Origin of the sequence: Trichocoleus sp. ST-U1, from assembly GCF_039961835.1 — a bacterium.
Lineage (GTDB): Bacteria > Cyanobacteriota > Cyanobacteriia > Cyanobacteriales > FACHB-T130 > FACHB-T130.
Genome location: NZ_JAMPJZ010000056.1, coordinates 1 through 26,024, shown reverse-complemented (window position 1 = coordinate 26,024; position 26,024 = coordinate 1). Strand labels below are relative to the sequence as shown.

26 protein-coding genes are annotated in these 26,024 nt (G+C 46.5%); 14 read left to right on the top strand and 12 right to left on the bottom strand.

Features of this window, described 5'->3' with window-relative positions:
- The first annotated feature begins 264 nt into the window (after positions 1 to 264).
- From NDA06_RS18465 to NDA06_RS18455, 3 genes are all read left to right on the top strand, one after another.
- The gene (locus NDA06_RS18465) at positions 265 to 1,245 is read left to right on the top strand and encodes a methyltransferase domain-containing protein (protein WP_190985939.1); all 981 of its coding nucleotides are present in this window, start codon (positions 265 to 267) and stop codon (positions 1,243 to 1,245) included.
- 134 nt (positions 1,246 to 1,379) lie between these two features.
- Positions 1,380 to 2,783, top strand: a complete 1,404-nt coding sequence (locus NDA06_RS18460; protein WP_242047458.1) for a DUF2079 domain-containing protein — start codon at positions 1,380 to 1,382, stop codon at positions 2,781 to 2,783.
- A gap of 30 nt (positions 2,784 to 2,813) precedes the next feature.
- Entirely contained in the window at positions 2,814 to 3,494 is a 681-nt protein-coding gene (locus NDA06_RS18455; RefSeq protein ID WP_190985938.1) for an acetoacetate decarboxylase family protein, read from the top strand.
- 269 nt (positions 3,495 to 3,763) lie between these two features.
- Here the strand turns inward: NDA06_RS18455 and NDA06_RS18450 are convergent, their stop codons facing one another.
- The gene (locus tag NDA06_RS18450; protein ID WP_190410531.1) at positions 3,764 to 4,243 is read right to left on the bottom strand and encodes an orange carotenoid protein N-terminal domain-containing protein; all 480 of its coding nucleotides are present in this window, start codon (positions 4,241 to 4,243) and stop codon (positions 3,764 to 3,766) included.
- 236 nt (positions 4,244 to 4,479) lie between these two features.
- On the opposite strand from NDA06_RS18450, the gene NDA06_RS18445 reads away from it, so the two are divergent.
- Entirely contained in the window at positions 4,480 to 4,671 is a 192-nt protein-coding gene (locus tag NDA06_RS18445) for a hypothetical protein (RefSeq protein ID WP_190410532.1), read from the top strand.
- A gap of 12 nt (positions 4,672 to 4,683) precedes the next feature.
- Here NDA06_RS18445 and NDA06_RS18440 read toward each other — a convergent pair whose 3' ends face one another.
- Entirely contained in the window at positions 4,684 to 6,123 is a 1,440-nt protein-coding gene (locus NDA06_RS18440; protein WP_190985937.1) for a 1-acyl-sn-glycerol-3-phosphate acyltransferase, read from the bottom strand.
- Positions 6,124 to 6,201: 78 nt separating this feature from the next.
- Between NDA06_RS18440 and NDA06_RS18435 the strand changes: the two genes are divergently transcribed.
- The 3 genes from NDA06_RS18435 to NDA06_RS18425 all read left to right on the top strand — a co-directional run bounded on the left by NDA06_RS18435 (position 6,202) and on the right by NDA06_RS18425 (position 9,766).
- Positions 6,202 to 8,010, top strand: a complete 1,809-nt coding sequence (locus tag NDA06_RS18435) for a proline--tRNA ligase (RefSeq protein WP_190985936.1) — start codon at positions 6,202 to 6,204, stop codon at positions 8,008 to 8,010.
- Between the two features lie 194 nt (positions 8,011 to 8,204).
- Entirely contained in the window at positions 8,205 to 9,023 is an 819-nt protein-coding gene (locus NDA06_RS18430; RefSeq protein WP_190985935.1) for a DUF2993 domain-containing protein, read from the top strand.
- Between the two features lie 89 nt (positions 9,024 to 9,112).
- Positions 9,113 to 9,766 (top strand): GerMN domain-containing protein, encoded by a 654-nt coding sequence (locus tag NDA06_RS18425; RefSeq protein WP_190429006.1) that lies wholly within the window; start codon positions 9,113 to 9,115, stop codon positions 9,764 to 9,766.
- 8 nt (positions 9,767 to 9,774) lie between these two features.
- Here the strand turns inward: NDA06_RS18425 and NDA06_RS18420 are convergent, their stop codons facing one another.
- The 3 genes from NDA06_RS18420 to efp all read right to left on the bottom strand — a co-directional run bounded on the left by NDA06_RS18420 (position 9,775) and on the right by efp (position 11,677).
- Positions 9,775 to 10,128, bottom strand: coding sequence for a metalloregulator ArsR/SmtB family transcription factor (locus NDA06_RS18420; protein ID WP_190410537.1), 354 nt, complete (start codon positions 10,126 to 10,128; stop codon positions 9,775 to 9,777).
- A gap of 327 nt (positions 10,129 to 10,455) precedes the next feature.
- Positions 10,456 to 10,974 carry an acetyl-CoA carboxylase biotin carboxyl carrier protein gene (gene accB / locus NDA06_RS18415; RefSeq protein ID WP_190534991.1) on the bottom strand — a complete coding sequence of 173 codons (519 nt, stop codon included), beginning with the start codon at positions 10,972 to 10,974 and terminating at the stop codon, positions 10,456 to 10,458.
- 145 nt (positions 10,975 to 11,119) lie between these two features.
- Positions 11,120 to 11,677: an elongation factor P gene (efp, locus tag NDA06_RS18410; protein WP_190410539.1), complete on the bottom strand. Its 558-nt coding sequence runs from the start codon at positions 11,675 to 11,677 to the stop codon at positions 11,120 to 11,122.
- 195 nt (positions 11,678 to 11,872) lie between these two features.
- Here efp and NDA06_RS18405 point away from each other — a divergent pair, with 195 nt between their 5' ends.
- The gene (locus tag NDA06_RS18405; protein WP_190985934.1) at positions 11,873 to 13,009 is read left to right on the top strand and encodes a peptidylprolyl isomerase; all 1,137 of its coding nucleotides are present in this window, start codon (positions 11,873 to 11,875) and stop codon (positions 13,007 to 13,009) included.
- Positions 13,010 to 13,108: 99 nt separating this feature from the next.
- Entirely contained in the window at positions 13,109 to 13,420 is a 312-nt protein-coding gene (locus tag NDA06_RS18400) for a hypothetical protein (RefSeq protein ID WP_190530198.1), read from the top strand.
- Between the two features lie 354 nt (positions 13,421 to 13,774).
- Here the strand turns inward: NDA06_RS18400 and NDA06_RS18395 are convergent, their stop codons facing one another.
- The 4 genes from NDA06_RS18395 to tyrS all read right to left on the bottom strand — a co-directional run bounded on the left by NDA06_RS18395 (position 13,775) and on the right by tyrS (position 17,883).
- Positions 13,775 to 14,629, bottom strand: coding sequence for an exosortase-dependent surface protein XDP2 (locus tag NDA06_RS18395; protein WP_190985933.1), 855 nt, complete (start codon positions 14,627 to 14,629; stop codon positions 13,775 to 13,777).
- Between the two features lie 605 nt (positions 14,630 to 15,234).
- Positions 15,235 to 15,858 (bottom strand): hypothetical protein, encoded by a 624-nt coding sequence (locus NDA06_RS18390; protein WP_199324090.1) that lies wholly within the window; start codon positions 15,856 to 15,858, stop codon positions 15,235 to 15,237.
- Complete coding sequence (gene pyrF, locus NDA06_RS18385) at positions 15,855 to 16,607, bottom strand: orotidine-5'-phosphate decarboxylase (protein ID WP_190534977.1); 753 nt, start codon at positions 16,605 to 16,607, stop codon at positions 15,855 to 15,857. The genes NDA06_RS18390 and pyrF overlap by 4 nt, the downstream gene beginning before the upstream one ends.
- Before the next feature lie 67 nt (positions 16,608 to 16,674).
- Positions 16,675 to 17,883, bottom strand: a complete 1,209-nt coding sequence (tyrS, locus tag NDA06_RS18380) for a tyrosine--tRNA ligase (RefSeq protein WP_190436661.1) — start codon at positions 17,881 to 17,883, stop codon at positions 16,675 to 16,677.
- Between the two features lie 324 nt (positions 17,884 to 18,207).
- On the opposite strand from tyrS, the gene NDA06_RS18375 reads away from it, so the two are divergent.
- Entirely contained in the window at positions 18,208 to 20,127 is a 1,920-nt protein-coding gene (locus tag NDA06_RS18375) for a penicillin-binding protein 1A (protein WP_348251801.1), read from the top strand.
- A gap of 43 nt (positions 20,128 to 20,170) precedes the next feature.
- Here the strand turns inward: NDA06_RS18375 and NDA06_RS18370 are convergent, their stop codons facing one another.
- Both NDA06_RS18370 and NDA06_RS18365 read right to left on the bottom strand, forming a co-directional pair.
- Positions 20,171 to 20,494: a DUF1825 family protein gene (locus tag NDA06_RS18370; protein WP_190410546.1), complete on the bottom strand. Its 324-nt coding sequence runs from the start codon at positions 20,492 to 20,494 to the stop codon at positions 20,171 to 20,173.
- Positions 20,495 to 20,601: 107 nt separating this feature from the next.
- Positions 20,602 to 20,898, bottom strand: a complete 297-nt coding sequence (locus NDA06_RS18365) for a hypothetical protein (RefSeq protein ID WP_190534971.1) — start codon at positions 20,896 to 20,898, stop codon at positions 20,602 to 20,604.
- A gap of 276 nt (positions 20,899 to 21,174) precedes the next feature.
- Between NDA06_RS18365 and NDA06_RS18360 the strand changes: the two genes are divergently transcribed.
- Together NDA06_RS18360 and NDA06_RS18355 are read left to right on the top strand one after the other, a co-directional pair.
- Positions 21,175 to 21,558 (top strand): NINE protein, encoded by a 384-nt coding sequence (locus tag NDA06_RS18360; protein ID WP_190534968.1) that lies wholly within the window; start codon positions 21,175 to 21,177, stop codon positions 21,556 to 21,558.
- Between the two features lie 11 nt (positions 21,559 to 21,569).
- Entirely contained in the window at positions 21,570 to 22,112 is a 543-nt protein-coding gene (locus NDA06_RS18355) for a helix-hairpin-helix domain-containing protein (protein WP_190985950.1), read from the top strand.
- A gap of 76 nt (positions 22,113 to 22,188) precedes the next feature.
- Here the strand turns inward: NDA06_RS18355 and lepB are convergent, their stop codons facing one another.
- Positions 22,189 to 22,713 carry a signal peptidase I gene (lepB, locus tag NDA06_RS18350; RefSeq protein ID WP_347277033.1) on the bottom strand — a complete coding sequence of 175 codons (525 nt, stop codon included), beginning with the start codon at positions 22,711 to 22,713 and terminating at the stop codon, positions 22,189 to 22,191.
- A gap of 589 nt (positions 22,714 to 23,302) precedes the next feature.
- On the opposite strand from lepB, the gene NDA06_RS18345 reads away from it, so the two are divergent.
- Both NDA06_RS18345 and NDA06_RS18340 read left to right on the top strand, forming a co-directional pair.
- The gene (locus NDA06_RS18345; protein WP_190410549.1) at positions 23,303 to 24,148 is read left to right on the top strand and encodes an XDD3 family exosortase-dependent surface protein; all 846 of its coding nucleotides are present in this window, start codon (positions 23,303 to 23,305) and stop codon (positions 24,146 to 24,148) included.
- A gap of 200 nt (positions 24,149 to 24,348) precedes the next feature.
- A complete protein-coding gene (locus NDA06_RS18340) occupies positions 24,349 to 25,782 on the top strand; it encodes an S-layer homology domain-containing protein (RefSeq protein WP_190985931.1) in 1,434 nt (477 codons plus the stop codon).
- The last annotated feature ends 242 nt before the right edge of the window (positions 25,783 to 26,024 follow it).

The following is a 26,024-nucleotide window of genomic DNA, read 5'->3' as shown; positions in this document are numbered from 1 at the left end:
CTAAAATGCTGTGATTTTTGCACTATCAAAATCAAATCAACTTTCACTAAACGAAGTTTTACAAGAACCGCGACCAGTATGCTAAATTCACAATAAACTAATCCGATGGCTTTATATAGCAATCCTGAAAATTTGCGATCTTCTGTAGAGATGCGATTAATCGCGTCTCTATTAAGGCGAATATTGGCGTACAACTCAAATAAAGTTGCTATATATCTCTAATTTTCATTCTAGGTTATTTTTGATTAATATTTGATTCAAAATATGGAAAACTCATTACGAAACAAAAAGCTTCTAGCGTTTAAAGTTTTTAGGTATGTAATATTTTATCCCTTCGACTTACTTTTAATTTCAATTTTTTTAACGGTTAATTCCTTCTATCAGCTAACCAAAATCAAAGTAAATAATGAAAACTATATAATTAACCTTTATAAATATTTGATTAATTCACCTTCTTTAGATGAAGAAGTTCAATTTTATTTAGAAAAGCTAGATTCCGGTGAAATAACACGGACATCATTAGTCTTTTCATTTTTGATGATTCCTGCTGAAACTGAAAGAAAGTTATTCAAAACGAATGGAATTCTTTCCCACCATTTAGCGCGTTTAACCCTTGTCCGAGAACACCTTCCTCCTGCTAAGGTCATATTGGATCTTGGGGGTGCTGCTGGTCATCTCATAGAAGGAAGCTTACTAGCGATGGGGTATCCTTCTATTCCCGATCGAGTCCACATTATTGATTTGCCTCCTGAACAAAGAATGTTCGGTTCCGCTATCCTATCTACAAATGAAGTAACAACGCCTCAAGGCACTAAAGTAACTTATTATTATCAATCCATGACGGATTTATCTAATTTTGAAAATGAAATAATTGATTTGGTTTGGTCAGGGCAAAGTATTGAACACATTACAGAAAATGAAGCTGAAAAAGTATTTATGGAAGTTCATCGTGTCCTAAAACCGGGAGGTTATTTTTGTTTAGATACTCCCAATCGAAAACTTACTCGTTTACAAGTTAGAATGGGCTTTGTTCATCCGGAACATAAAATAGAATACTGCCCAGAAGATTTAATTAACGACATAGAAAAATTTGGATTTAAAGTCGTAGATAAAAAGGCTGTCTCCCCGATGCCTTTTAGTTTAAGAAGGGGAAGATTTAGTCGCCTAGAACTGATTGATGCAGTTGGACTGAGTGAATCTGCTGATGAAGGATATTCTATTTATTTAAAGTGTCAAAAAATTTAGCGTCTAACTAAGGATATGATTTCTATTTAAAATGTCAAAAAATTCAGCTTTTCACTTTTAGGTTGGGTTTAGATTAGGACGTAAAGTAACCAGCAATCGCTAATTCTCTGCGTTCTCTGCGGGAAAAATATCTTATGAAAGAAACACGAATCAAGCCGAGTGCCCTGTCATTGATGATTGGCACAAGTGCCGTAATATTATTCGCGTGCAGTAGCCTACGACACTCCATGTTTCAATCGGGGGCTTATGACTTGGGAATTTATGACCAAGTGGTTTATTTAATGAGTCAGGGACAGCCGCCAATTTCTTCGATTCTTGGCTTTCATCACATGGGAAACCATGCTGCTTGGGCAGTTTATCTATTGTCTTTCCTGTACAAAATTTATCCCAATGTTCATTGGTTGTTAGTAGTACAAGCCATCGCTTTGTCTTTAGGTGCTTTACCAATGTGGCACCTAGCGCGTCAAGCGGGGTTGAAAGAATCGCAAGCAATCACAATATCAGCAGTCTACTTGCTTTACCCGCTGATTTTTAATGCAAATTTATTTGAATTCCATCCAGAAGTGATGGCGGTTCCCGCATTTTTAGCAGCGGTATGGTGTGCTAGACAAAATCGAATTGGCTGGTTTTGTGTCAGTATTATTTTTATTTTGGGGTGTAAAGCTGTTTTATCCCTTACTGTCACAGCAATGGGGATTTGGCTGCTGATGTTTGAGAAGCGGCGTTTATGTGGTGCATTTGCTCTTTCTGCTGGTATCGCTTGGTTCCTAATTGCAACTCAGCTAATTATTCCATCTTTCAGCGGTAGCGAAGTAGCTGCCGTTTCACGTTACAGCTATCTCGGTAACTCAGTTCTAGATATTGCTAGAAATCTCCTGTTTAAGCCTGAGTTGATATTGGGAAGAATTTTCTCATTTAAGACACTCGAATATCTGGCACTGTTGGTTTTGCCAGTAATTTGGGGACTTTCTCCCCGACACATGACTCCTCTAGTAAGTGCGATTCCCGCGTTGGCGTTAAACATTCTTTCCGACAAACCACACCAACGGGATTTACTCCACCAATATTCTTTGCCAATTCTGCCTTTTTTGATGCTGGCTGTCATTTCCAGCCTTGCCGCAAATCGAAGTTGGTTGCGAGACAAACGGGCAATAATCGTATGGTCGATAGTGGCTTTCTTAGCATTAGGAAAGTATGGCTATTTTTGGTCGAAATATCAAAATTCTGTTGATACTTGGCAAGCAGCGCGAGAAGCGATCGCTCAAGTTCAAACGAAAGGCGGTGTGTTAACCACCAATCGGATTGCACCTCATTTAACTCACCGCCAGACGATCAAATTAGTGGACGATCTGAGTCCGCTCCCTGCCGATCTATCTCCTTTTGAGTATATATTGCTCAATGTGCGTTATCCAGGCGGTGCTGGCGGGACTGGTAGCCAAGAGTTCGCTGCCAAGCTGGCAAATCAACTAAAAAATACCCCAGGATTTCAATTAACCTATCAACGTGATGATGTTTATTTGTTTAGGAAAAAGTCTTAATAAAAATGAATATGATTGTAGGAGTTGAAAATGTCATATCCACAAGCACCTTGGACACTCCAGGGTTACGCGCTACAAACCCTGCACTTGATAGATGTTGAGCGATCGCGTCCCTTCATCCCTCCAGAGTTAGAAATCGTCTCAGTTTTTCCTGGAAAAACCCTAGGCGGGGTTTATCTTTCCTACTACGGATCGGGTTCCGTGTTGGAGTATAGCGAGTTAATTGTTATCCCAGCGATGGTCAAATATGAAGACAAGTTCGGCGGTTGGGTGTCCCACATCTATGTAGATAATGCCGATTCTGTTGCTGGTGGGAGAAGAATCTGGGGTTTACCGAAGGAACTTGCTGAGTTTACCTGGGAAAAAGGCGATCGCGCTGGTGTCACCGTCCGTCAAGGCGATCGGTTACTATGCAGTCTCAGCTACACAGACGGCCTATTGCCCATCTCTACATGGTGGCGACAGCCATTAATCGGAACTGCGTTTAGTAGCCAAAATTACGATTTGCTTTTCTTCAAAAGTCAGCTTGAATCTCAACTAAAGGCAATGAGTGGCAAGCTAGAAATCCCAGCAGAAAGCCCTTTTTCCCAGTTGAACTTAGGTCAGCCTTTACTAACTGTTTACTGCGACGAGATGAATTTAGTAGTCGGTGCGCCAGAAGCAGTAGGCACAACAGTAACAGCCAGGGAAGTTGAATTTAGCTACCCTTAAAAACTAAACTTCTTGCGAAACTTGCTGTAGCTCACACATTACAACTTGGAGCTACACAAACGAATCGGCCTCTCGGAATTCATCTGGGCTAAAATTCCAAAGTCTCAAAGCTTCAAGTCCATTTTGATGGACTTGAGCTGTTACCCCGGAATTTGAATTTCGAGTAGGCTACCGGATTTGTGCAAAATATCAGTAAAAAAACCCGCTAATTGCTTAACAACATAGCGGGGGTATAAAGGAGGAATTCAACAGGAAATTAAATATTCTTTCTAGATGTCAGAACCCCCAGCAGCCTCAGCACCCATCGGTAGCACCGCACCGCGTAGAAAATCGATTTGGTGCTGGAAGTCCATTCCTTCAATTTTTGCTAGCAAGTCTTTTCCAGCTTGGGAAAGTTCATAGTTAGGAGGCATCGGAATAATGGTACCACTATCCATTCCTTGCGCTAAAAAGTACCAAAACGCTAGTTTGGTTTCTGGACTCAGAGAACCATATTCGCGGCTAATTTGTGTATTCGCTTTAGAAGCAATGTCACGCTGAACTTGCAGCTGTTCTTCATGGGATAGTTCCTTAACTTGATTGAACAATCCCTGAGCAATCTCAGAACCAGAAGCACCTGGAGCGGCTGGTGTAACAGATTTACCCATCTTGGTGTACACAAACCACAGCACGGCAAGCTGCTGGTCTACATCCATGCCTTGAAAAGCTTGTTTACCTTGATCGTATGCGTGTAAAGTGCCTGATGTCATACTTAACCCTCCGGAAAATTAATAATTGCTTTGTCTCTTTTGTTCAAGAAACAGGTTTTCACTTACTTAAAGAAAATTAACGAATAAATCATGGAAGTTTAACCCCGCTAGAGACAGATATGATCCCCATTAGAAATCCATCAATAAGGTGGCAAAGATATCACAAGATTTCTAACTAAAGGAAGACGTAAGCAGAGAAGTCGTCATTCGCTATTAAGTAGCCGGATGGAATAAACTTGGAGATTTTCGCAGGTTGGGAAAACACCAGGAAACTCAACGCTGAAATTCTTTTTCAGCATTTATTGCAAAAATTAATTGGGTTTGCCCTGAGTACAGCCGTTATGAATAATTTGGATGAAATTATTACTCGCGATCCGCAAGATTTTATAAATGCCATCCTGCGGATTTTTACGAGCCAACTTATTTAAGAACTGGGGATTTCATCCAGCCGAAGCAATCAAACCTTCCATCGCGTGTTGCAAATCTTTAGTCAAATCAGTTACTGCAAGTCTCGCACCGTGGCGATTTGCCTGATAGACTGGGTAGCGTTCTGAAACCGAGATGGGTTGCCCTACACTCATCTCTACCCGTTGCTTACCTAATCGAGGACGCTGGAAGGGATTGCTGCCTTTGATTCGAGTTACCATATCCCATAAAAGTAAGGTAGTCTCGGCAAAACGCTCTACGGTTGGTTTTTCTAGAACATATTGTCCAGTTACGGCTACAAAAGTTTCTACCAACCGCATATGCCATATCCGAAGGCTGGCTTCCTCAGCAATTCGATTCGCCAATCCGCGTTCTAGGGGAGACAGCGCTTTAATATTCTTCAGGTCTTCCCGATAGATATAATTCCAGCCAGCCGCCTCTAGACGACGACAACGGTCAATTACGCTTCCCTTGGATGGCAGGTTAAAATACTCCTCTGCCACTTTTAACGCCACATTCAGTAGTGCTTGAAGTCGAATCGCCAAAGCTTCATTCGCATTGCTGGGCGATGCTTCTACAGTCGGCAAATTTTGATGATAAAACCGAGTGTAAAACTCCTCCATTACAGACAGTAAATGTTCGCCTAAACGACACAGTCGCTGATAGAGAGAAGCTTGAAAAGGTTGCAGGTTAGCAGATGGATTTAAACTTTCACCCTGTAATTCGCCTTTCAATTCACCCTTCAACTTTCCTTCTGGCAAACCGCTCGCTACTTCCAATTCGCCTAAAAGCTTTTCTATCTCTTTCCAGGGAGCTTCGACGTAACGGTATTTAATCCCCACTGGCACAATTAAAACTTGCTCCCCTCGTCCAGCCTTCTGCAAATCTTCAGCACACCAAAAGCCTAATTGTGCGATTCCGGGTTCTAGAGGGCTGATAATCTCATTGTGACCATTGGTGGCTCCTTCTGGGGAAGCGGTTATCGGAAACCGAGCGTTGGCAAATAGGTCACGAGCCGAACGCAATCCCGTCCAGTCTGCCTTACCGCGATGGATAGGGGTACCACCTAAGCGAGAATAGAGCCAGCCCATGTGCGCTCCCGCCCATAAAGGAATCCCTCGGTCATAAAGAAAGTGGGCATGAATCGGGTGCTGTAGTGAGATACCCTTTTCTCGTGCCAGCCGCGGTACTAATTTCCAAAGCAGATAGCTCATGCACAGCGGATCTTCAACTCTGGGATGGCGAAATGCCATCATAAAGCGGATCTTCCCATCCTGAAATTGGCGATATAAATCGACTAAAATCTCAACGTTTTCTGCTTGAATTTGGGTAATCGCTGTTTGGGAACGTATGCAGCCAGGTAGCACTTGTTGGGCGGCTCGTAAAACCAGGGGGTTGAGCGCCGGTGGAATAAATTCTAGAGGAGGCTGAGCCGCACTCATTAAATCGGGCAAAGTGGTTTTCTTGTGAACTTGTGGACATTCTAGACTTAACTGAGATATCGATTATCCAATCTGTAGAGGGAACCAGCGATGCGACTGTCACAAATGTTTTTTGTCACTCTGCGGGAAGAACCGGCGGAAGCGGAAATCCCCAGCCATAAATTACTGCTCCGTGCAGGCTACATTCGTCGCATCGGGAGCGGTATCTACGCCTATTTACCCTTCATGTGGCGGGTGTTGCAAAAAATCTCTCAGATTGTGCGGGAAGAGATGAATGCAACCGGCGCACAAGAGTGTCTACTCCCGCAACTACAACCCGCTGAATTGTGGCAGCAGTCGGGGCGCTGGGATACTTATACCAAAGCTGAAGGGATCATGTTCGCCCTGACAGACCGCCGAGAGCAGGAACTGGGGCTGGGGCCAACGCATGAGGAAGTGATTACAGCGATCGCTCGTGATATGATTCGCTCCTACCGCCAGTTGCCTCTGCACCTCTACCAAATTCAAACTAAGTTTCGGGATGAAATTCGCCCCAGATTTGGTTTGATGCGAGGACGGGAATTCATCATGAAGGATGGCTATTCGTTCCACGTCGATGAAGAAAGCTTGAAAAAAACTTATCAGGATATGCACCATGCTTACAGCAAGATGTTAAGCCGGACGGGTTTAGCTTTCCGTGCTGTAGAAGCTGATTCAGGTGCGATTGGGGGGTCTGGTTCTCAAGAATTTATGGTACTGGCTGAAGCTGGGGAAGATGAAGTTCTCTACACCGAAGATGGCAAGTACGCCGCCAATGTGGAAAAAGCGGTTTCTTTACCTGCTGACATCGAACCATCTCCGTTTAAGACTTATGAGAAGCGGAAGACGCCGGACGCCGATACCATTGATAAACTCTGTAGATTCCTCAAGTGTTCGCCGACTCAAGTGGTGAAAAACGTCCTCTACCAGGCAGTTTATGACAACGGCTTGACGGTGCTGGTACTGATTAGTATCCGAGGCGACCAAGAAGTTAATGAAGTAAAGTTGCACAATGCTCTGACAAAATTGGCACCGGAATATCAAGCCAAAACGGTGCTATCTGTAGAGGTTCCAGCGGCGGCGCTTCAGCAACTATGGGCGACGAGACCTCTACCTTTGGGCTATATCGCTCCCGACATTGCAGACGATTACATCTGTTCGGCGAAAAATTTAGCTCCCCGGTTTTTGCGGTTTGTCGATAAAACTGCGGTCGAGCTAAAAAACTTCGTCACAGGTTCTAACGACTTGGAATACCATGTTGTCGGTGCTAATTGGGGCGAGCAGTTTAAGTTACCAGAAGGGGTCGTAGATATCCGCAAGGCACGACCGGGCGATCGCGCAACTCACGATCCCGCTCAAACACTCCGTACTGCCCGTGGCATTGAAGTGGGGCACATTTTCCAGCTAGGTAACAAGTATTCTCAAGCAATGGGAGCCACTTACACCAGCGAACAAGGTGAGGAAATTCCCCTAATAATGGGTTGTTATGGTCTTGGAGTTTCGCGGTTAGCCCAGGCAGCCGTAGAACAATCTTATGACAAAGATGGAATTAGCTGGCCTGTTGCGATCGCGCCCTATCACGTCATCATCTCAGTTCCCAATACCAGCGACGCCCAACAAGTGGAAGTTGCCGAAAAACTATACACCCAGTTGAATCAAGCAGGAATCGAAACGCTTTTAGATGATCGCGATGAACGAGCGGGAGTAAAGTTCAAAGATGCCGATTTAATTGGCATACCCTATCGCATCGTAACCGGGCGATCGCTCAATAGCGGTAAAGTGGAAGTTGTCGAACGGGCGACTCGCAAATCCCAGGAAATTCCTGTGGAGGAAGTCGCGACCACTTTAAAGCAGCGGATTGATGCTGCTTTAAATCAATAACAATTCACCCCAAAGGCACAAAGACACGAGGTTCTCATTCTGTGTCTTTGTGCCTTTACGCTTCAAAAAACTTTTGGACGAGCATTTGATGCCAAGGCGCTTTTATCACTTTTATCACTCCTAAAAACTTTGCGTCTGTGCGCGAAATTTCAGAAAATCGCGTCATTGTGCGCCAGAAAATTTAAGCGAGAACTATGGAATTTATAGCAATTTTTCTATCTGGTTTGCTTGCTCTCGTTTCCCCCGCAAATTTAGCCATCGACCGCATCGCTGAAAATGCCATTCGTTCCCAGTTTGGTAAAGTGGAGCAGTTGCAAGTCCGCGTTGACAATGCTCCAAATTTCCAAATTGTGCAAGGAAAAGTTGAGCGAGTGCGGATTGGGGGGCGAGGGTTGTGGGTAACGCCAGAATTCCGGATTGCAGAGCTGGAAATGGAAACCGACCCCATTAACCTGGATGTGGCGCGTCTCCGGCAGAAGAGAGTGCGACCGACCGAATTGTTGAAGGAACCTTTACAAGCTGGGGTACGTTTGGTGATTACCCAGCAAGACATCAATCAAGCTTTACAGTCACCCGCCGTCAGCGCTCAATTGCGTAAACTGGGAAGCCGCATTCTTGGCAGCAACGCTGATATGCTGGTTCAGCGCTATGAGTTTGTCAATCCTCAAGTGGAATTTCTGGGAGATAACCGGCTGCGTTTCCAGTTGGAATTGCAGGAGCCGGGAAATGCAGATAAACTGGTTGTCTCGGTGGAATCAGGGCTGGGTATCGTGGCTGAGCATCAGTTGCAATTAATCGAGCCAAATGTCTTAGTCAATGGGATGCCAGTGCCGCCCCTCTTGCTTGCGTCCTTCGTGTCCGGTCTCAATAGCCGCTTAGATCTCCGCACCTTGGAAGATAGAGGGATTGCTGCCCGACTCCTAAAATTAGATTTAAATCAGGAACAACTAGAGTTAGCTGCATTTGTCAGAGTAGAAAAGCCAGACACCGCTTCTGCATCTACACCGCGTTAGAATTATCCGGAGCAGCGCTCGTCTTCACTGTATTCCTCAACAAAACCTCCTCACCAGCATCCAAATAAATTTTAAGGAGGGAAATTGATATGAAAATTCAACAACCAGGCCGTCGAATCGGGATTGGCATCGCCGTTAGTGTTTTGGCGATGGCTTTGGCGGCTTGTAGCCCAGGGGAACAACAGGCAGCAAATAGAGACTCTTCACCAACACCGTCAGTTTCTACGGCTATCCAACCGACTACTTCGCCTCAGGCGTCTGTGCAGCCATCTGTGCAACCCTCTGTGCAGCCGTCCGCTCAGCAACTATCTAGTCAGAAGACGGTTCAAGTCTACTGGCTCAAGAGTAGTGGTAGCAAGATTGAGGTGGTGTCCGCTCCGGTCAAAATACAGGCAGGAGTTAAGTCTGAGAACATTCTAGAAGGTGCGTTCAATCGTTTGTTGGCAGGCCCGAACGATCCGGCTTACAGCAGCACCATTCCCAAGGGAACGCAGCTACGAAATCTGGATGTTCGGGAGGATGGTGTTCACGTAGATTTGTCCCAAGAATTTACTGCTGGTGGCGGTAGTGCCTCGATGACAGGTCGCGTGGCGCAAATCCTCTATACAGCCACCAGTATCAATCCCAATACCAATGTTTGGATTGATGTAGAGGGAAAAAGGTTGGAAGTTTTGGGCGGTGAAGGGTTGGAACTCAATCAGCCTCTGACTCGCCAAAACTTTGAGAAAAATTTTGATTTATAGGGCTTTGTTTACTTTCTCGCGCTTAAGCTAAAGTCACGGAAGTGACGGGCTTGCTGTTCAATCCGAGCGGCAAGGCGATCGCAAACTAAGTTACATAATTCAAAAATCAACTCATCTTCCACTTTGTAATAAGCCGATGTCCCTTCGCTGCGGCGACTCAGGATACCGGCTTGCAGCATCACTTTTAAATGCTTAGAAACGTTAGCCTGACTGGTTTGTGTTGCCTCAACCAATTCTTGTACGCATTTCTCGTCGTCGCGCAGGAAGTTCAAAATCCGCAACCGCATTGGTTCGCTCAAGATGCTGAAATACTCTGCAAGTTGTTGTACAACTTCTGGTGGTACAGACAAAGCTTGTCGCATGAGACTAACCAGAAATGATAGTTCATCCTGATTATATATGATGTTTTTTGGTTAATAACTATTTAGTAATTGTTAAATTTCTTTTGTTGATTAATATTGTAAATCGGGTAACTTTAGATACGATTTCTTAAAGGAAACTTCGTAGAATTAAATAATGGAAATATGCGTATTTAGCAAAATTAATCGATATTTCCATTATTTAGAAGGAATTTTTTAGACAATTAAATTATACAAAAAAGCTTACTCCAAAAATAGAAAAATTTTGGAAATAAACTTTTTGGACGATTCATGGCAGATGCCTCCGCGCAACGTTTACAAACGCTAAAGTTATTCGGGGTTAATCCGCATCAGCGGTTGACCATACTCAACAGGTTCGCCGTTTTGAACCAAAACTTCTATCACCGTACCGGACACCTCGGCTTCAATTTCATTCATCAGCTTCATTGCCTCAATGATGCAGACGGTTTGTCCGGTACGGATGCGATCGCCCACTTCCACAAATGGAGAATCATCCGGTGAGGGAGCGCGATAAAACGTCCCCACCATCGGTGATTTGACATCTTCGAGTCTTCTATCAATGGGAGAACCAGCAGCGGTCGGCGGGGCAGTTCGTGGCACCGCCTCTAAGTTCGGGCTGGACGGCATGGACGGAGATGCCTGGGAGGGGGGAGCCGAGACTTCGGGACTCCCACTCCCTGCCAGGGCGGGTGGCAAGACCGGCAAACCCCCGCGCGGATCTTTCCGCACGGTGAGTTCAAAATCAGCGCTTTTGAGTGTCAACTCTGTAATATCGGTTTGCGCGATCGCTGCCAGCAGTTCACGGAGATCGTTGAAGTCTATGGACATGAGAAAAAGGATGTCAGTAGTCAGGGATTAATTGTTGCTTGGTAGAGACAAGAGTAAATCTCGTCTCAAGGTCAGTGTCAGTTGTTGGTTGTTGGTTGTTTCTTCTGTACCGCTGACCCCTGACCACTGACTAAAAACTTTTGCATTATTCTCGACCCAGGTAGGTATCGGTACGGGTATCAATCTTGATCCGCTCTCCCACCGTGATAAACAGGGGAACCATCACCTGGGCACCTGTTTCCACGATTGCGGGTTTCGAGCCGCCAGTGGCGGTATCGCCTTTGAGACCGGGATCGGTTTGCGTCACTTCCAGCACTACGGAGTTGGGCAGTTCCACTTCCATGATCTGCTCGCCCCAGCTGATGACGTTCACTTCCATTCCTTCCTTAAGGTACTTTACGCGATCGCCAATCTGAACCGCATTCAGGCTTGCTTCTTCATAGGTTTCCATGTCCATAAACACGAACTGGTCGCCTTCTTTGTAGGTATGCTGCATCGTGCGCTTTTCCAGATTTGCCTGGGGCACCGTTTCTGCGGCTCGGAAGGTTCGTTCCACAACGGAGCCTGACTGCACATTTTTTAGCTTAGTGCGGACAAACGCAGCTCCTTTCCCTGGCTTAACGTGGAGAAATTCTACTACCCGCCACACAGCTCCATCTAATTCAATGGTGACGCCAGTTCTAAAGTCGTTACTCGAAATCATGAATCTTTATCTAGGGGAGAACAATCGGCACCTCATTTTACCGCGAGCGGAGGTTCTTCCTATTACTCGTAGATCGATCGGCTGCGTCTAATGTCGCTGGGTCGGGACACCCGTGTGGCAAGATTAAAAATGGAGTTTTTGGTAAGCGTGAAAGCTTCAACCGCAGTCGGGAAAGCAGCATGCAGGAATTAATTTATGCTTGATTCAAACCGTTCCACGCTCGATTGGTTCAAACGCTTGGCTTTAACAGGCGTCTTAGTAGTGCTGATGATGACACTCTCAGCAGGACTCAGCGCTGCTTGGTGGGATTCTGGCAAAACTGCCCGTGATAGTGGATTGCCATCGGGAAATGCCATCACAGATGGTAAAGCTTTGTTACGGTATGCCCTACCCATTGACAATCAAGCAGTGCGGGAAATGCAAGCCGATTTAGAAGATATTTCCATACAACTGCGAAGTAAGCGTTGGAGTGCGATCGCCAGCGATGTTAGCAAGGCATCTCGAATTTTAAGCGATCGCTCCTCCGACTTGCTCGCGGGCGTCTCTCCGTCGCAAAAATCTCAAGCAGAAGCCCTAATTGCGAAGATGGAAGAACAATTTGGGAAGCTTCGAGAAACCGTGGAAGCCAAAGATAAAGACCAAACTCAGGCGGAACGGGGCAACGTTCTCGATCTCGTGGGTCAGCTAGAAGAGCTAATGGTGCCGGGATTCCCCTTCGAGGTGCCCTCAGCGTACAGTAATCTGCCTCAACTCAAGGGACGCGCCACCATAGAAATGACAACCGAGAAAGGCCCCCTGACCCTAGTAGTAGACGGTTACAGTGCGCCCGTGACTGCGGGTAACTTTGTGGATTTAGTCCAGCGTGGCTTCTATGACGGGCTAGAATTTGTCCGCGCCGAAGACTCCTACGTGCTGCAAGTGGGAGATCCTCCCGGCCCAGATCAGGGGTTTATTGACCCAGAAACTGGCAAATACCGGGCGGTTCCGTTAGAAGTGCTGGCGAGAGGGGACAAAGAACCTACCTATGGCATCACCTTAGAAGACGCGGGGCGTTACCTCGACCTACCCGTGCTTCCTTTCTCAGCTTACGGTGCCTTAGCAATGGCTCGTCCGGAAACAGAACCCAACGGAGGTTCTTCTCAGTTCTTTTTCTTCCTGTTTGAGCCAGAACTAACTCCAGCCGGTCGTAACCTGTTGGATGGGAGATATTCAGTTTTTGGCTATTTAACGAAAGGCAAAGAAGTTCTGGAAAAACTCGATGCAGGCGACAAAATTGTCTCCGCTAAGGTAATCCAGGGTGCGGAGAATTTAGTTCCGCCGCAAGCCGCATAAACATCACAGGGCGATAAAGAGCTATTAATAGGGTGGGTGGGACGGCAATGCCAGCATTGCGCGATCGCCCACCCTCTCTGCTATAAAATTAGGAAATTTATGGCAATTATTGAGGTAATTTTTGTCATCACTGTCAGTGTGATGGCGGGTTTTTTGGTTTACAGTACCTCCCAGCAACGACAGCAGCAGATGCAACTAGAAAATGCTTTTTATCAATTGCTGGAAGCTCAAAATAGTTGTATTTCGCTCATTCAATTGACAGCAGCAGCAAGAGTAGATGTCCCATTAGCGAAGGAATACCTGGATCGTCAGGTGCAGATGTTTGGGGTGCTGCCAGAAGTAGATGCTGATGGAGATACCTTTTACCGCTTTCCTAAGCTGAAGCGGGATTCTGCTTCAGATAGAAATTAGCGTGAAGTGAGGAAATAGAGCGATAGCGAAGCGCTGACTTGTCAGTTCGCGTTTTTTTGGGGAGTAGATGAGCCGCAATTTGCTTCTCTTTTCTCTCTTATTTTCTGGTAAATCAGGTTTAAGTTTTTGCGCCTCTATAGTAATCCGATTAGAGTTGTCAGATGCTAGTGGTTTCGATACCCGGCCTCGAGGAGGAAACTGGGTATTTTGCCTTCAGGAGCAATAATGGTAGGTGTAGCTCCAGACGAATTCTAGTATCAGCAACTAGACAACGAGGGCTAGAAACGTTATCCACTTTCTAGCCCTCATTTTCATGTTCACTCAGTCTTTATGAACGTAAATCTTCTCTAAAACCTAGCTAGCTTTGCGGCTTCGACGCCGACGAATTGTCATTAACGATCCAGCTACCAATCCCAAGCCAGCAAGCGTGGCTGGTTCAGGAACTTTTTGTTCTCTAGCCATTACTTTAAAGTCTGGGCCATTGTAACTCGCGTCTGCTGTCACTCGGATACCTGCTAGAGAAGTAATTCCCAATTGCGCTAGGCTAACTCCCCAAGAACCAACCGCTTGACTTCCACTAATTTCCATTGTGTCAATGCTATAACCTGCGGCAAACTGATCGGTTCGCTTGAGTTTTAGAAAATTACCAATGAGGTTGCCAGCTTTGTCAATTGCTTGAATACCTAGATCGCTGTTCTTGCCTCGTTCCCAGAAAAAGAGGTTGTCTAATCCTGTCTTATCTGCACGAACTAGGTTATTGAAGAAAAGGTTGATACTAAAGGAACCTTTATCCTCAGTATCAATAATGTTGTTGAGGTTTTGGTTACCTAGATAAGTAGCAATATCAGTATTGGTTGGGTTCTTAATTCCAGATACTTCAACACCGTTTGGCTTACTAGCTTTATCGCCTTTATCTGTGCTAGCAGCCCCCGTATTATTGTTGTAGCCACCGGCTTCTGGATTGGCAGTTTCTCCCTTCTTGCTAGTGAGAGTAATAGCAGTATTGGAGATTATTTTAGCCTCTTTAACCAGATTAAAACTATCAATTGTGACTTTATTCTGAGTAATCGACTGAAGCCAAATATCTGCCTCAGGGTTACTTTTTTGGCTAACGTTGGTTTGGAAGCTTGCAGCTTGCGCTGAACTAGAAATCGTGAAGGCTGTTCCAACGGCTAAGCATAGAAAAGTTGATGTACGCTGAAAATTCATTCTTTTAATCCTCTGGTAGGTGCTCATGTAGAAACGTTGTTGAAAGGTATTAGTTGAAGGTTTTCAGTGACAGATTCTCCCAATCCACAGCAACTCGTTAAGCCCAAACTTTAGCGATGTAGGTCTAAGCTAAAACTTTAGTCATTTAGCTAAAGTTTTGCTTTTCCGCCATTTCATCTAAATTAAACTGCCAACTTTCTCAAATAATTTAGTTCTTTTAGCTAAATCCTTCAGAAATCGGCACTATTTCATCCTAAGAGTAAAGATTAATTAAGTCATCCTTGAAGCTACGGAAATTAAAATTAGAATGCTTCTTGCTGTGCGTAAAATTTCGGATACCTTGAAAATGTTGTTAGAGATACAGAAGTTTTATTAAAAGGAATTACGTATAAAAGTAGGACTTTAGATAGATAGCGATCGCACTTTCAAAAGCTACAATTACGCACTCAAGTAAAAACTTGTAGATAATGATGAAATTACTGAGAAAAAATTACTGAGACGGATTAGAAATTAACCATCATTTAAGTAAAAGATGGATGAATTCCCCTTGAAGTTACGGAAGTGTCAAAAAAATGCTCGCTTCTTATGCGTGAGAGTTCGGAGATTTAGAGCGATCGCACTTTCCCTACCCGGCAATCTTGCAACCAATTCCGAACTGCCTGACCAATAATGCCATTACTGCTATCGCGCGGCGGTGTAGGGGGTCGTCCTCCCAGAGAAGAGCCAGTACGGGAAAACATGAGCGCTAGGCTCCAACCGCTGTCAGTTTGAGCCAGAAATAGCCAGTGATACTGCTGTAATTCAATTGCCTTGCCAGCCGTATATTGTCGCTCCAAAGTGGTAATGAATAGCTGCTTAGGGGCTGCGGCAAGTTCGGCTGGAGTGGTTGGGGTATATTGACCGGGACCCAAGCTAAGCGGCTCAAATTCCGGGCGTCCAGCGATAATCACCGAACTAGAAGAAATATCAACTTTTCTGCTGCGGCGTCGAGCACGTTGATTGACCCGATTCGCATAACTGGGTAAATCCCGCAGGAGTAGAAGTGTGAGGTTTTCTAAATTATTGGGGCAAGCAGAAAGCTGCCGGGGCAGAGAAACCCTGTTACTGTTGAGTGCAGGGGCGGACTTTCCTTGTCCCGGTTGAGTGCTGAATGCAGCGAACAGCGAACAGCCAGAAATCAGAAGTAACCGCCTAACTTCTAACAACTGACGCTTTCGACCTGAGTTCATGAAACCCCTGTTAGCTCGTCACAAATTCTTGCCCAAGCCGCAACAGGGTCAGAGGCGGCGGTAATCGGACGTCCGATTACCAAGTAATCAGCGCCTGCTTGGAAAGCTTGGGTGGGGGTGAGCGATCGCTTCTGATCTCCCGCTTCTGCCCAAGAGGGGCGCACACCCGGACACACCAGCAGAAAATCATCGCCGCAAGTCTGCCGCAGCTGGTCTGCCTCTTGGGGGGAACAAACTGCCCCAGCCAGCCCTGCTTCTTTGGCTAGCAGCGCCATCTGTAAGGCATACTCTGGCAGTTCTAGCGGTATTTTTAGTTCAAAGGCTAGCTGGCGCGAGGTGAGACTGGTCAGCAGCGTAATCGCAATTAAATTGGGGGGTGTCACCCCTACCTCCTGTGCGCCCTCCTGTGCCGCTGCTACTGCCCCCTGCAAGGCACCGCGACCGGCAGTTGCATGAATTGTCACTAAATCCACCCCGTAGCGGGCAGCGGCGCGACAAGCCCCAACAACCGTGTTGGGGATATCGTGAAACTTCAGATCCAGAAAAATTCGCTTTTGCCGGTCTTTGAGCGCCGTTAAGATTTCCGGCCCACTGCTGACAAATAGCTCTAACCCCACCTTCCAGAATGACACTTGGGGCAATTGATCGACGAGAGCGATCGCGGCTTCCTTTGTCGGCACATCTAGCGGCACGATGATGCGCTCTGTGACTGACTTAGGGGATTTTAGGCGAGTAGGATTTGGGTTCACGGGTAGGAGTAAGGCTGAAAAAATCGACTTGGCAACCAGAGTGAATTTTTCAATTCACTCGCTCACCTTAGCTTACAAGGCGGACAAATCGCTTTTTCCCCACACTCAGGATGCGTCCGGCTAGTTGTTCGGGCGTGTCAAAGACGAGATCGATCGTGTCAACGCGATCGCCATCTAGTCGCACGCCACCCTCTTGTATTCGCTGTCGTGCTTCCGAACTACTTTTACACAGACCGCTAGCACTGACAATGTAGAAAAACTTAGCCGGAAATTGCACGCTCGAAAGCGAAAATTCCGGTACATCGTCAGTTTTTCCCTTCCTCGCTTCCTCCGCGGCTTGCTGACCGTGGTACTGCTTCACAATCTCGAACGCAAGTTCTTGCTGGCGATCGCGCGGAGTTTCTGGCAGCCGATCCAAAGGCAGATCCGTCAGGAGTTCAAAATACTGCTCCAACAGCTCATCTGGAATCTTTTCCAGCTTCTGATACATCGGAGTCGAGCGTTCCGATAGCCCCACATAATTGCCTAGAGACTTCGACATTTTCTGGACGCCATCTGTCCCGATCAAAATCGGCATCAACACCCCAAACTGAGGCTTCTGACCAAAATGCCGCTGTAAATCTCGCCCCACGGCAATATTAAATTTCTGATCGGTTCCTCCCAACTCCACATCCGCTTCTACCGCTACAGAATCATAACCCTGCATTAATGGGTAGAGAAACTCATGCAGATAAATCGGATTTTCTTGTTCAAAACGGAGAGCAAACCCCTCCTTCGCCAGCATCTGTCCCACCGTCATTGTGGCGAGTAACTCCTGAATCTTTGCCAAATCCAGTTTGCCCAGCCACTCCGAGTTGTAACGAATTTCCAACCGTCCCGGCGTATCGAAATCCAGGATTGGGCGCACCTGATCCAGATACGTCTGGGCATTTTGAGCCACTTCCTCTGCTGTCAGCTGGCGGCGTACCTCAGACTTCCCCGTTGGATCGCCAATCCGAGCCGTAAAATCCCCCAGAATTAGAACAGCCGTGTGACCAGCATCCTGAAGCGATCGCAACTTTCGCATGGGGATAGTATGACCGAGATGAATCTCTGCACCTGTCGGATCGATCCCATACTTCACCCGCAAAGGTCGGTCAGCCTGCGCTAACCGTTGAACCAAATTCTCCGCCGGGTCAGAAGAATCAGGCTGATTGGGAAAAATTTCGCTGACGCCGCGATAGAGCCAACTGAGGGCTTCTGGAGGCGTTTTTGCCGATGATACACTAGCGGTCATGCTTTGCCAAAACTCAATCGGGTATGGTAACTAATCACTATATTTGTATTTAATGCAAGTTCAAGGCAAATCAGATTAGTATAATTTGCAAAAATTGTTAAAATCTCCATGCCCGATTTCAAAATTTTAGGAACAGGCTGCACTTATGCTGCTATAGCAGATCAGTTTTCTCCCCGGTCTAACCTCCCGATCGCATTCCCGGACAGATTTTAAAATCGTCCCTCCGGCTGCCCCTGGAAAGTCTTTGTAATTTCAATCAGCAAAGCCCTATCCAGTCGCACAACATCCAAGTCCCACATTTTTTAGTGAGGAAGTGAAATCCCCGTGTCGTCTAGCACTATTCAAGACAAACACTCGCGAGAGCCAGTCCCACCGATTTTTAAGTTCATGCAGGGAGTCGGGAAAGCAACGGGCGGAACCCTCCTCGGCATCACCATGCTTACCAGTTCGGTAGCTGCTGGTGGACTGGTTGGATTAGCAATTAGCTTCCGTAACCTGCCAGATGTGCGCGTTCTCCGCAGCTATGCGCCTACTGAAACTTCTTACATCTACGATGTTAAGGGCAAGCACCTCACCAGTCTCCACGGCGAAGCCAATCGCGAAATCGTCCCCCTTGACCAAATTTCTCCTGAACTGAAGCGGGCGGTTCTCGCAATTGAAGATAGCCACTTTTACTTCCACCAAGGCATCAACCCCAACAGCGTTGGTCGTGCTGTCCGAGCAAACTGGCAGAAGGGTTCGGTTGTTGAGGGCGGCTCAACGATCACCATGCAGTTGGTGAAAAACCTATTTCTTTCTCGCAAGCGTACCTTTAGCCGCAAAATTGCTGAAGCTGTGCTGGCAATTCGTTTGGAGCAAATCTTTAAGAAAGACCAAATTTTAGAAATGTACCTCAATCAGGTGTATTGGGGTCACAACAATTACGGTGCCCAAACCGCATCTGAAAGCTACTTTGGCAAAAAAGCTGCCGACCTCAACTTGGCAGAGGCGTCAATGTTGGCAGGGATGATTCAGGCTCCAGAAGACTACAGCCCTTTCACCAACTACAAGCTCGCCAAACAGCGACAAGCGCAGGTGTTGGGTCGGATGAGAGAGTTGGGGTGGATTACAGCCCAAGAGGAAGCAGCTGCCCGCAAGCTAACCATTAAAAAGGGTCAGCTGACTTCTTGGCAAACCAGCGAATTGCCTTACATCACAGATGCAGTCGTGGCTGAGTTGAAAGAGCGCTTTGGCCCGGATGCAGTGCTAAAAGGGGGAATGCGAGTCCAAACTACCATCGACTACAAATTCCAGCGGATGGCGGAACAAAAGGTCAGTCGTTGGCATAGAAGACTTCAGGGTTGGGGAGTTTATAACAACCAAATTGCTCTGGTGGCAGTCGATCCTCGGACGCATTTTGTGAAAGCGTTGGTCGGCGGGGTTAATTACAAAAAAAGTAAGTTTAATCGAGCAACCCAATCGCTACGCCAGCCAGGATCTGCCTTTAAACCATTTGTTTACTATACGGCGTTCGCGACTGGGAAATATTCGCCCTATTCCACGGTCTACGATTCGCCAGTCAGCTATCGAGATGGAGGGGGCTATTACTCTCCTAGAAACTACGGCGGTGGCTACTCCGGTGCGATGAGCATTCGCCAAGCTCTCGTCGTCTCTGCGAATGTGCCTGCGGTGAAAATCGGACGGTCTGTGGGGCTGGATAAGGTAATTGAAACCTTGCGGACGATTGGCTTTAAGAGTCCAATTGAGCCGGTGATTTCCTTGCCTCTGGGAGCGATTGGTGTGACGCCGTTGGAAATGGCTGGCGGCTATGCCACGTTTGCCAGTAATGGCTGGCATTCTGATACCACGCTGATTGTCCGGGTAACAGACAGCCGAGGCAATGTGTTGCTCGATAACACTCCTAAACCCCGTCTGGTGTTAGACCCGTGGGCGACTGCATCTCTGACTCAAGTGCTGCAAGGGGTGATCAGTGGCGGTACGGGGAAAGCTGCACAGATAGGTCGTCCGGCGGCTGGTAAGACGGGTACGACTTCTTTAGAGAAAGATGTTTGGTTTGTGGGCTATGTCCCGCAGATGTCAACGGCTGTTTGGATTGGCAAGGATAACAACCGCAGCTTAGGCGGTGGTGTTACAGGGGGCCAGTACGCCGCTCCGATTTGGCGCGATTTTATGTCAACGGCTATGTCTGGCGAACCCGTGCAATACTTCCCATCACCTTCCAAATTTGAGAGACCCCGCTCATAATTTGAGATTTTGGATTTTGGAGTGAATCCAAAATCCAAAATCTTTAGGGTTGCTTGGACAGTTCGGATTTCATCCGCTCTAGGGTGAGGTTCATTTGGTCAAACATTTGAGCTGGAGTGATGCCAAATTGACCAAGCTGGGTATGTAGCTGCTGTACTGTCATTTGAGCCATGAAGTCATCAGATAGCTCGAATCGCTTCATAAAGACGCGATAGCGATCCATCATGGCTTCCATTTGCTCAATGAAAATCTTTTTTCCTTCGAGATCGAATTTGCCGTAGTGGCTTCCCAGTTGGATCAGGGATTGATAATCTTCAAATAGCTGCTTGGCTTCTTGCTGAACAATTTCTGAATCAAAAAATCCCATAGCCTTTTCTTTTTCCCGTTAATGGGCTTCCCCGCCAAGGAGAAGTTTACTGCTTTGAGTATCATTTTAGTGCAGCCCAATGTTTCCGTTATATTCGGTTTTCCGTATTAACGGCGATCGCGCTCTAAATCCTCGATCGCTTTTTCCCAATACCATTCCTCCGATTTACCCGGATGCCTCTGTTTTACCCGCTCCACTAGCCGCATCGCAGCTGCCCTATCCCCACTCAACAGTCTCAGCAGCTTGTTTTGTAGCTTAATGGTGGGTTGGCGACGCTGATGCTTACTTTGCTTAACGGATGATTGTTTAGCTGAAGATTGTAAGTTGCGAAACTGCCAGAAAAAAATAGCTAGCAGCAAAATCAAGCCGAGTAAGATAGCAATACCGATTGTCCAAGATGGCATCTTATCACCTGCCTACCATTGACAAGCTTTTAGTAAAGCATATCCAGTTTTTGACTAATCATCAGCGCCCAGCATCTGCAAGCCTTCTCAAGGGAGAAAATCAATATTATGGAAGAAGACAATTGCTTCCATCGCAAGTATGGTCTCGATAGGAAAATTCTCTGCTTTCCCTAAGCTTTTTTGCGGAAAATTTGGCAGTAAAATTTGGCAGCAGCTTCAGGAAGCAGGAAATCAGTCTGCAAGCAAGAGCCAAGGGGTCATGGAGTGGTGCGGTTCATGTTAACAAAGGCAAAAAATCGAAAAGTTGCAGCTATCTTGGCGTTGGTGGGGGCAGTGATACCCGTTGCTGGATTCCACAAGTTTTATATGGGACAGCCGGTATGGGGTCTGGCTTATTTGCTCTTGTCGTGGGGGACACCGATTCCTCGGATTGCTAGCGCGATTGAAGGGTTTTGGTATTTAGTCCAAGATGGGGATGAGTTTGACCGGAATTTTAATCTGGGCGTGGAACCGGCTGCCTCCTCCGTCGGCGTCGATCCCGATCGGGTGGGTGCGATCGCAGATGCCTTGCGCCAACTGGACAGCCTGCGGGAAGAGGGACTGATCTCAGAATATGAATTTGAGCAAAAGCGCCGTCAATGGCTCGATCGCATCGCTTGACATTTATGGGAATGTTTGAATGGCTACCACCCGCAGCTCGATTAAATCCGAATTTGCAGTCAATTCGGGGCAGGATTTTGAACGATCCCTACTACCGCCTGCAATCAACTCAAGAAATTGCGATCGCAGCGGAACTCGGTATCAAAATTGATGCAAATCAGGCAAGTGTAGACGATTGGCTGAGATTGCCGGGATTATCAATTCATCAAGCGCGATCGCTCGTTTCCCTCGCTCGATCTGGCGTTCAATTTTTCTGCATCGAGGATATTGCGGCAGCATTAGGAATGCCACCCGCTCGGCTAAAACCTCTAGAGGCAGTGATTAGATTTTGTTACTACGACGACTCTAGTTTGGCAACGCCGCAACTCATCAACCCGAATATGGCGTCTGTCGAAGAGTTGATGAAAATTCCATTGATTGACTCGGTTCTCGCCGTAGCAGTAGTGCAAAATCGTCTCGTTGCGGGGTCGTACCGCAACCTAGTTGATTTCCAGCAACGGCTATCGCTTCCTGGAAATCTAACTGCCCAATTAATGCATTATTTGCGATTTTGAATAAGTTATCGGGAAAAGTGATGAGTTTTCAGTTTTGAATTGAAAACAGATAAAACTCATCACTCAAAACTTTGATTTAAGTGCGGCTAATCCGGCTAAGAGGCCAGAAGCGGAAGAAGGCGCGACCAATGATATTTTCTTGGGGTAAGAAGCCCCAAACGTGGGAGTCATTGCTGTTATTACGGTTATCTCCCATGACTAATACCTGGTCTTCAGGCACTAGCGCTGGTCCCCACTGATATTCTGGGGGTTCTGCGATGTAGTCTTCCTGGAGGGGCGAGTCGTCCACGTAGACCTTACCATTTTGAACTTTAACAACGTGACTCGGTGTGCCAATCACCCGTTTAATAAAGGCTTGGTCTTTCGCATAGCCTTGAATTTGCAATTTTTGGGGAGGGTCAAAAACGACAATATCGCCTGAGTGGGGTGCCCGAAAGCGATAAGAGATTTTTTCCACTACCAAGCGATCGCCCACTTGCAAGGTCGGCAGCATAGAATCAGAGGGAATATAGCGGGGTTCGGCAACAAAGGTTCGGATAAAAAGGGCTAAACATAGGGCAATCAATAGAATTTGCAGGTTTTCTCTTAATTGTTCCCATATTCCCCCTCCTGCTGCCTTTTTTTCTTTATTTCCCCCGGAATCTACGCCTTTGGGTTGCCCCTGTTTTGTCTTCTCAGCAACAACTGCCCCAGTTTGATTGACTCCGTCCTGGGAAGAAGCATCTGCCTGAATCTCAGACGGAAGTCCCAGTTGGGTCGAGTTTGAGGTAGCAAATTGTGGAGATTCGTTGACGGCTGCTAAATCCTTTTCCTCAGATGCCATAGAAGTTTCAACTAAAAATATCTGGCGTTGTTAGCCACAGAGATAGTCTGGTTTATTTCAGCTCTCAGCCAAGATACCATGCGACCTCTGGTTTAGATCCATTGGATTTCAGGAGGGTGTAATATTTCTCAATCTTTAAAACTTATTTTTGTTCTAGTTTAACTAGGTTTACTGACTCTAAAAAGTTACCTTTATATTTTTATAGAGAAGTACTGATTTAATGAATCCATCTTTATGAAATTTTCTTGCTTTTAGGATTTCCGCAAAATCTCAAAGTTACGAGAAATCATCTAGAGACAATCCATAAGGTTATTGTTACAAATTAAGGGGGATTTAATTTAGGGTAAATAGAAGGAGCTTTCATAATATGAAATTGCGTAATTTTGCAACCTTAATGGCTGGCGCTGCGGCGGCTCTGTGCTTGGTATCTGTAACTGGGCAGCAGGCTAACGCAGGAACGATCTACAAAGATTGGAACTATGGAATTGATGCCTTTAATGATGGCTCTGGTGGTTCTGGTTATGAGATTAAGGGGATAGCAATCAAGGAAACCAGTGACAGCATTTTTGTCGCTCTGACTGGTGGTACGTCCTTGACAGGAACTTACGCGAGTGGCGCTGCTGACAAAAACATTGGTTGGGGAGATTTATTCTTTAATTTCACTGATAAAACTTTTAAAGCTGCTAGTGATGCAAAGAGTTTGTTTGGAATTCGCTTTGCAGCAACTAATGATTCAATGGTTTCCAGCACTGGCGTCTACCAAAATGTTCAAGCTGCTAGCGTCACTGCAACAAACGACGGATATAGCAGTTTGAAGCAATATTATAATTCTGGATGGGATCGGGAGAATACTCAAGGCACGGATTTGGCTACCAAAACGGATGCTTATGCATACTTCGGGGAAGGTTCCATTCTCAATGTAATTGGTTCAGGGACAAAAGTGGGTGACATTACCATGCTCACTGCCTCTGCATTGAGTACTGCTGGACTTGACTTCGCTAAATTCTCCGCAAGTGGTTCTCAGACGATTGGGTTCCAGTTTAGCAAGTCTCTGTTTGAAGGCGGTAACTACATTGCTAATACTTTTATTGAGTGCGGTAATGATGGGGTTGTCCTGAAAGGAAATCTTAAGGATGTACCGGAACCTTCTGGAATCGCTGGTATCGCTGTAGTAGGTCTGGTATTGGGCAGTAAACTGCGTAAGCGCCGTTGATTTTCGGGTTTATTTCGCGCTCATATGCAAAGAAAAACTTAGTGTATGAGCGCGAAATTATCATCCGTCCAATGTGCAACGCCCCTTGTTTGGGTAAGGTACATCTAGACAAGGTGCTAAAAAATGATATTGAACTGACTGGGAACACGTTTTACTTTCTGCGCTAGCGTAGAAAGTAAAACGTGTTCCCAGTTTGCCCTGTGTTGTCTAAACGTCCTGTTATACTTACCGGATTTATTGGTTGCTTGCTGATTTCCTTAAGTGCTTGCGCCAATAGTACCAACAGTGAAGCGCTGGAGCGATCGCTCGCAGCAGACCCTAAACTTAAGGACAATCCGGCTGCGTTTGGGTTGCCATCTCAAAATAACTCTCCGAACGAAACGCTTATTGCACTCCCCTCTGATTTCCCATCAGAGATTCCCGTCTATCCAGAGGCTCAGCTACAAGAAGTCACGCCACCAACACCCGATCCCAATCAAGGACAGATCCTTCGTTGGACGACTTCTGACCCCAGCAACTCTGTCCAAAGCTTTTACCAGAAGGAATTTCAATCGAATAACTGGGAAATTGTGAGTCAGCCAACTGAGACTGAGGAGGGTGCTGTTCCTCCAACAGATATTTTAGTAGCTCGCCAGAATAACCTGAAAGTTACCGTTTCCATCCAGTCAGGTTCGGGTAGTAATAGTTTTATCTCAACACCCTCGCCGACTCCAGCGACTGCTGCTAATAGTCCAGCGAGTAGTGCAGCTAGTACCACACAATTTACCATTCAGTATGTCCGCGACGGCAGCGCAGCAGCACCGTCATCGAGTAACTCAGAAGTCGCCACTCAGCCAACGACTGAGGCAACAACCGACAAGCCGGGGTCTCCTTCTCAACCCTCTGTATTTACAGATATCAACAAAGCACCCCAAGAATTACGTCAGTACGTAGAAAACCTGGCAGCATTGGGGGTACTTTCGCTCAACTCTGGTGGTTCCAAGAGTAACTCAGCCGCAGGCGAACAGTTTGAGCCAAATAAAACCATCACCCGCCGCCAGTATGCGCGTTGGCTGGTGGCTGCGAATAATCAGATTTATGCCAATAGTCCGGGGAAGCAAATCCGTTTAGCATCAACAGATGTCCAACCGGCTTTCCAGGATATTCCCCGCAGCGACCCTGATTTTCCTGCCATTCAAGGTTTAGCGGAGGCGGGTTTAATTCCCAGTCGGTTGACGGGTGATGCTACCGCTGTGTTGTTTCGCCCCGATGCACCGCTTACCCGCGAAAACTTGATTCTCTGGAAAGTGCCCCTAGATACCCGCCAGACTTTGCCCACCGCTTCGGTTGATGCGGTGAAGCAAACGTGGGGATTTCAGGATGCAGGCAAAACTGAGCCGAAGGCGTTGCGGGCGGTATTAGCCGATTTTCAAAATGGCGAATTGGCAAATATCCGGCGGGTTTTTGGGTATACAACGCTGTTCCAGCCGAAAAAACCTGTAACGAGGGCTGAGGCGGCGGCGGCGGTCTGGTACTTTGGTGCTGAAGGTGAAGGGGTATCTGCTCAAGATGCTTTGCAGAGCCAGCGTCAACAGAGCCAGCCATCAGCGGTATCTACGCCGGAGCCTTCACCGTCAAGTTCTCCGAATCAATAGCTTGACAACTAAAAGCAGTCAATGAAGCGATCGCAATTAGGCAAAGCCCTTGCTGAAGGTAAGCGATCGCTTCGAGTATTCTTTGGAATACAACAGCTCCCCCTTGAGAAGCGTAAGTGGAGGCAGCTTCAGTAAGTGCTTATGTAAAATAAATTACACATAATAAAAAGTAGAATAAGCTAAAACAAAAGTCAAGAAAACAAGAGACTTATGAGATTTATTAGAGATTTAAGCCGAGAAAC